At 22.6% G+C, this 6884-nt stretch carries 7 protein-coding genes; 5 read left to right on the top strand and 2 right to left on the bottom strand.

Annotated features, from left to right (window positions below):
• Positions 1-341: 341 nt before the first annotated feature.
• Positions 342-845: a hypothetical protein gene (locus B2G44_RS01375; RefSeq protein ID WP_078123066.1), complete on the bottom strand. Its 504-nt coding sequence runs from the start codon at positions 843-845 to the stop codon at positions 342-344.
• 778 nt (positions 846-1623) lie between these two features.
• Between B2G44_RS01375 and B2G44_RS01380 the strand changes: the two genes are divergently transcribed.
• From B2G44_RS01380 to B2G44_RS01400, 5 genes are all read left to right on the top strand, one after another.
• Complete coding sequence (locus tag B2G44_RS01380; RefSeq protein ID WP_078123067.1) at positions 1624-2673, top strand: metal ABC transporter solute-binding protein, Zn/Mn family; 1050 nt, start codon at positions 1624-1626, stop codon at positions 2671-2673.
• 1 nt (position 2674) lies between these two features.
• A complete protein-coding gene (locus tag B2G44_RS01385; RefSeq protein ID WP_078123068.1) occupies positions 2675-3427 on the top strand; it encodes a metal ABC transporter ATP-binding protein in 753 nt (250 codons plus the stop codon).
• Entirely contained in the window at positions 3424-4476 is a 1053-nt protein-coding gene (locus tag B2G44_RS01390; protein ID WP_078123069.1) for a metal ABC transporter permease, read from the top strand. Before B2G44_RS01385 ends, B2G44_RS01390 begins: the two co-directional genes overlap by 4 nt.
• Positions 4477-4479: 3 nt before the next feature.
• Positions 4480-5607: a metal ABC transporter permease gene (locus tag B2G44_RS01395; protein WP_078123070.1), complete on the top strand. Its 1128-nt coding sequence runs from the start codon at positions 4480-4482 to the stop codon at positions 5605-5607.
• Between the two features lie 65 nt (positions 5608-5672).
• Entirely contained in the window at positions 5673-6200 is a 528-nt protein-coding gene (locus B2G44_RS01400; RefSeq protein ID WP_078123071.1) for a hypothetical protein, read from the top strand.
• 93 nt (positions 6201-6293) lie between these two features.
• Here the strand turns inward: B2G44_RS01400 and B2G44_RS01405 are convergent, their stop codons facing one another.
• The gene (locus B2G44_RS01405; RefSeq protein WP_143325103.1) at positions 6294-6797 is read right to left on the bottom strand and encodes a metallopeptidase TldD-related protein; all 504 of its coding nucleotides are present in this window, start codon (positions 6795-6797) and stop codon (positions 6294-6296) included.
• Positions 6798-6884 lie beyond the last annotated feature (87 nt).

The raw sequence follows: 6884 nt of genomic DNA on the forward strand, positions 1-6884 counted from the left end.
CATTCTTTCGTTTGTCAGACCGACCATCTCCTTTCAGGGTTTATCAGCCCTGGCTATTGGTTAGATAGCACGACATTTGACCCATCGATTTCGATAAATATTCTTTAAATTTAAAATATTTTATCCTTAATAATTATATATTAATAATTTCTATAAAATTTATATTATTTTTTATATTCATAAGAAATTAATTGTTCTTTTAAAATATTAAAAACTTATTTATAAATAATTTATATAAATACGATTTAATCTATCTCAAATGAAAAAAGGCTATTTTAAAAAATAGCCAAAAATTATATAATTGATCTTTAAATTTCTAAAATCTAATAATCTGTTTTAAATTAAATATTTTTTTGAACAGGGAAATATTCGATTTTTAATAATTTCCATTTATTTTCTTGAGGCAAATTTTGATATAAGCTTTCTTCTAATTCTTGTCCAGTATTAACATTAACATAACAATTAAGCCTAAAATTTTTATCAACATCCTCATACATAATATTAGTATTACCTTTTGCATCTATCTCGTTAACATAACCTAAAAACTTAAATTCAATATCAATTCCATTAATTTTTCTAATTAAAATAGATGACTCATTTGCTTTATTCAAGTTTTTAAAATTTTTATCTAAAGATTCATTAGGTTTATCAGTATTTGCTTGAGGTTTATCAATATGTTTAGATAAATATGATTCATTCCAAGATTTATTTAGTAAATTTTTTTTAGCATAATACAATTTAGATACAAAATTGATAACAGAAATTATAGCAAAAAACAAAAAAATAATTAATAAAAACACTATAAAACCAGAAAAATGATTTATTTTTTTAGATTTTAAAATCATTTTTTAACCTCTTATCTATTAACAATATTTTTAATTAAACAAACATAAAAACGAAAAAATAATTATTTTTTGCCCGGAATATTATTGTATAAATGAGATATTTTAGTTATAAAATGAAATTTTTTAAAAAAAATTTGAAAAAATAAAAAATTTTTTTCAAAAATTATAATAAAATTACCGAGTTATTAATTTTAAATAAAAATTGATTAGAATAATTTAAAAGAATTTTTCTGAATTTTTCTCAAAATATTACATAAAAATTATAAATTATAGAACAACTAAATTATAACATATTTATAGTCTAATAATTTTAAAAAATAACTCCAAAATTAAAAAATAAATTCTCATATATATTTGTAAAAAGTAATTATTTCTTGATATATTTAGATAATTAATAAATATTTAAACATAATAAAAATTCTAAAATAAAATATAAATATAACATAATGAAATTTGACATTAACATAGATATGTGTTAAAATTACCTTAAAAAATGTTATGGTTTTATTTTTAATTCAAAATAACTATAAACTATAATAGTATAAACGGATATTTTATTTTAATATTTTAAACAAATAATAATATAAAAATTGATATAATCAAAATCATTTTTTAAAAATTTAATAAATTTAGAATTAATAATATACAATGAAAATATCTAAAAAATTAATAATATAAAAAAAATTAAATTAAATATAAATTTTGTAATACAAAATTAATAATCAAATTTAGAAAGGTTTATTAAATTTAAAAAATTAAATTTAGGTTCAGATTAAAAATGAAAAATTTTTTACCTAAAAATAATCGTATTTGGTTTATATTTATGTTTTTCATAACTATAATAACCAGTTATATTGTTTTTTACTCAATTTCAGTTTATCCTAATAAAAATATAGATGAAGAAATAATTATCACTTCTACAACTAATTTATTAGATGATTTAGTTAATCATTTAATAGGAAATGTAGATGAAAAAGAAAATCCACCAGATAAAAAATATCAAAAAATCGAAAATATTAAAACTTATGTTTTAATGGGACCAGGCGTAGATCCTCACAATTATAAAATGAAACAATCCGACAGAATAGCTATAAAAAAAGCTGATTTAATTATAACTAACGGATTACACTTAGAATCTAAAATGATAGATTCCTTTCCTTTAATCACTCCTAAATCTAACATATGGTACGCTTCTCAAGCTATTAAAGATGATCAATTAATTATAGATGAAACAACAAACCAAAAAGATCCTCATATTTGGTTTAGTATTGAATTATGGCAACAAGTATTAAAAAATTTAAAAGAAAAATTAAAATCAAAATTATCTAAATCAAAAGATCGAGAATTACTAGAAAACAATTTTGATTTATATATGAAACAATTAAATTATTTAAAAGAAAATACTAAAAAAAAATTCGAAAATAAAGATATTATACTTATTACAGCTCATGATGCTTTTTCTTATTTAGCTAAAGAAAATAAATTTAAAGGATTATATTCTATACAAGGGATATCAACACAAACTGAAACTTCTCCTCGTGATATCGAAAAAATAGCTGACATTATAATACAATACAAAGTTAAAGCTATCTTTATAGAATCATCGGTTCCACACAACTATCTCGATAGTTTAATAGAAGCAGTAACCAATCATAAACCTGTTTTTAAAATAAAAATTAGTGACCAAGAATTATATTCAGATTCGTTAGGTACCCGAGAAGATTCAAATTATAAACAATTGCCAGAAACAAATCAATATTTTAAAATGTCCAGTTATATAGGAGCTTTTTTACATAATATCGATACTATTAGTCAGGAGTTAACATAAAATGAAAATGTCAGAAATAGCAATTCAAATAAAAGATTTAACTGTTTCTTATCAATATCAAAAACCTGTCCTATGGGATATAGATTTAGAAATTCAAAAAGGATCTTTTACTGCTATATTAGGCCCTAACGGAGCCGGTAAATCAACTTTAATAAAAACTATAATAGAATTAATTCCAAAGCTCTCAGGAGAAATTTTATTTTTTGGCAAACCATATAAACATATACAAAAAAAAATAGTTTATGTTCCGCAAAGAAATGAAGCTTACTGGAATTTTCCTACAACAGTTCTAGATATAGTTTTAATGGGAAGATACGGACATCTAGGATGGTTCAAAAGGCCAACCGAAAAAGATAAAAACATTGCTAAACAAGCTTTAACAGAAGTAGATATGTTATCTTTTCAAAACCGTCAAATTTCAGAATTATCGGGAGGTCAGCAACAAAGAGTTTTTTTAGCTAGATCATTAGCACAACAAGGAGAAATTTATTTATTAGATGAACCTTTACAAGGAATCGATATACAAACAGAAAAAAAAATCATTTCCATTTTACAAAAATTAAAAAAAGAAGGTAAAACAATTATCGCAATACACCACGATTTAACAACAGTTGAACAATATTTTGATCATATTATTTTGCTTAATTTATATAAAATAGCAAGTGGCGAAACTATAAAATGTTTTACATTAGATAATATAAATAAAACTTTTCGAAATGCTTCGGAAGGACGGAAAATAACAAAAATATTATGAATATTACAACGTTTTGGAACTATACCAATATCAAGATTTTGACAGGTGCTTCTTTATTGGGTTGCGCTTCAGGAATAATAGGTATTATTATGATTTTTCGCAAACAATGTTTACTAGGTGACACTATTGCGCACACTATTTTGCCTGGAATTGTAGTAATGTATTTGATGACTCAAAAAACAAATGAATGGGTTTTGTGGATAGGAGCTTTTATATCTTCAATAATGGCCATAGGATTAATAGAATTAATCAAAAAATATTCTAGCTTGCCAATAGATGCAATTTTATCACTAATTTTATCCTCTTTATTCGGATTAGGTAATATTTTAATATCTCTAGCTCAAAAAATATCTGCCAATAATAAAATTGCTGTTTTAGAAAAATTTATATTAGGACAAATAGCTCTTATTTCTTATAATAATGTCATTTATATAACAATAGTTACTATTGTTACTGGCATAATTATTATAATTTTATGGAAAGAATTTAAAATATTTATCTTTGATCCGATCTTTACGCGTAGTATTGGCTTTAATATTAAATTAATCAATTTTATTTTAAATATATTGTTAATAAGTATTATTATAATTAGTTTGAAATTAATGGGGGTTGTTTTAACTAGTTCATTTATAACTTTACCCGGAATCATTTCTCTAAAATTTAGTAATAAACTTAATATTAACGCTATTTTATCAGCTATAATAACTGCTATCGTAAGCTTAATAGGTATTTTTATTAGTTACCAAATACCAAATATTCCTACAGGACCTATTATTATCATAATTACTGATATTTTAATCATAGCTACACTCTTATTAGCTCCAAAAAAAAGTTTAATTACAAAATATATAAAACAAAAAAAATATCTCAAAAATCTTAAAAAATTCAAATCATTAATTAATATTCATTTAAAAAATAAATGTAGCGAAGATCTTAATTTAGAAAAATTTTTATTCCAACAAAAATATCTTATTTGTATAAATAAACAAATTATGATTACTTCAAAAGGTAAAAAAGTTATTCAAAAATTAATCAATAAGGAATGTTAATAAATGATAATACAATTTTTAAATAAAATCGCTACGAAATTTGAATGGGATGTATTTTTAATCTTAACCATAACTTCCCTAGCTTTAGCTAGTTTAGGTATTTTTTTAGTCTTAAAAAAAATGACTATGACAGTGGATGCTATCAGTCATACAGTATTATTAGGTATCGTTTTAGCTTTTTTAATAACTAAAAACTTAAATTCACCATTATTAATTATAGGAGCTATTTTAACCGGTTTAATTACTGTTATTTTCACAGAAATACTAAAAAAACATGCTCAAATTTCATCAGACGGAGCTATTAACATAATTTTAACTTTTTTATTTTCCATAGCTATTATTATAATAAATAATTATACACGTAACGTACATATAGATACAGACGCAGTATTTTTAGGAAATGTAGAATTAATTCATATAAAACAAATATATAAAATATTTCCGATTCTTATCATTAATATAATTTATATTTTTTTATTTTTTAAAGAAATTAAAATTTTTATTTTTGACCCATGCTTATGTGCATTATTAGGATTTTCTACAATAATTATTAATTACTTATTAATGACTTTAGTTTCTGTAACAGTAGTCGTTTGTTTTGATATTGTTGGTTCTATTATGGTAATATCTTGTATGATAGGGCCAGCTATGACCGCTATTCTCTTAACATCTAATTTATTGTCTGGTTTTTTGCTATCTTTATGGATCAGTTTAATAAATACTTATTTAGGATACTTTTTAGGAATCTTATGGGATATACCAATAGCTAGTTTAATAGCTATTATTACCTTAATACATTTCTTATTAGTTTTAATTTGTGAAAAAAGAAAAGGTATAATAATGACAATTATACAAAATCATAAACATAAAAAAAATTTATTAATGTTAAATTTATTAATTCATTTAGAAAATCATCAAAATCAACCATTTAAAAAACAATTAACCATTATACAAAAAGATTTACAATGGAATAATAAAATTTTTAACAAATGTATAGAACAAGCTTTTAAAAATAACTATATTATTTACAATAAAAATAATCAAATAACAATTAGCCTTTTTGGAAAAAATTTTATTAAATCGCAACAACAAAATAATAATTTTCTTTACTTTAAAAATAAAAAATGTTAAAATTAAGTTATCCATAGATAAAAATAATACTAGAAGAATTAAAATTAAAAAAGGAGGCTATTTTTTTGTTAAAAATTATAAAAAATAGTATTTTATTCTTCTCAGTTAGTTTAGCTTGTTTATTAACCATTTTAACTATAAACAATGCCAAAATGTCTATAAAAGCTTATGATGAGGGTTTATATTTCGACCAATTTTCACGAGCATCTAATGATAAAAAAGAAAAAGTTTTATCTTTAACTCAATATTTGATAATAAAAGATAGTAAAAAATTATCACCCGCAGTTAAAGGAGCATTAAGCGAATTCTTAACCGCAGTATTCCAAGACATTTTCGGAATCCAAGAATGGGATTACAGTGATCCAAGTTTTTCTAAATTCGCTGCGTTTGATTGCGATGCAGATTTACCAAGTACATATTACTCAAGTATATTACCTAATGAAATACAAACTTATTATGTAACAAAAATCATAAACTTAATTGACGATAAAGCAAATCCTACTTATTCGGATTCAATTACAGCAATACTTACAAATACTTACATGTCACAAAAAGTACAAAAAGCTATCGCAGATTTAACAAACAACGCATAAATAAAAAAATAACTTAAAATAAATAAACTATTTATAGCCTTAAAAAGCTATAAATAGTTTTTTTTATTTTATTCAAATATAATATATAGAATTTTAACTACCTGATATATTTAAAAAACCAACATATACACTAGAACTACCAAATCCAGAAATTTGAAATTTAAAATCATTAGCAATATCTTGAATATTGTTTAATAAATCAAAAAAATTACCAGAAATAACCACCATATTAAAAGGATTTTTTATAAAACCATCTTGAATACAAAAACCTGAAGCTTGCAAACTAAATGAACCGCTTATCTCATCTATACCTGCATGACAACCTACTATAGAATTAACATAAATACCATTCTTAACGGCATATAATAATTCAGATAAAGATTTATTTCCTGATTTTAAATAACAATTGCTCATAGAAATAGAACCGTTAAAACTATTCCCTTCCGGTAATACATTAAAAATTTTAGCAGTTTGCAAATTATGAATAAAATTATTTAAAATTCCTTTAGTAATAATATGTTTAGCTCGACAAGCGACTCCTTCATCGTCAAAAATCGGATTAAAAAAAGCTGTCGAAATAAATACGGATAGATTAATTGCGTTTTATGCAGCGATTTGTATTTGCTGTTTTATTTACAATCAGCCCCCGTCCAAACCGGACAAGCAAGTTTCCAAGCACACCGC

Source organism: Candidatus Phytoplasma citri (assembly GCF_002009625.1).
Lineage (GTDB): Bacteria > Bacillota_I > Bacilli_A > Acholeplasmatales > Acholeplasmataceae > Phytoplasma > Phytoplasma citri.

Coding starts and splice junctions, on each gene's coding strand:
- B2G44_RS01380 (WP_078123067.1), top strand. CDS start 1,624: ATGAAAAATTTTTTACCTAAAAATAATCGTATTTGGTTTATATTTATG.
- B2G44_RS01395 (WP_078123070.1), top strand. CDS start 4,480: ATGATAATACAATTTTTAAATAAAATCGCTACGAAATTTGAATGGGAT.
- B2G44_RS01390 (WP_078123069.1), top strand. CDS start 3,424: ATGAATATTACAACGTTTTGGAACTATACCAATATCAAGATTTTGACA.
- B2G44_RS01375 (WP_078123066.1), bottom strand. CDS start 845: ATGATTTTAAAATCTAAAAAAATAAATCATTTTTCTGGTTTTATAGTG.
- B2G44_RS01385 (WP_078123068.1), top strand. CDS start 2,675: ATGAAAATGTCAGAAATAGCAATTCAAATAAAAGATTTAACTGTTTCT.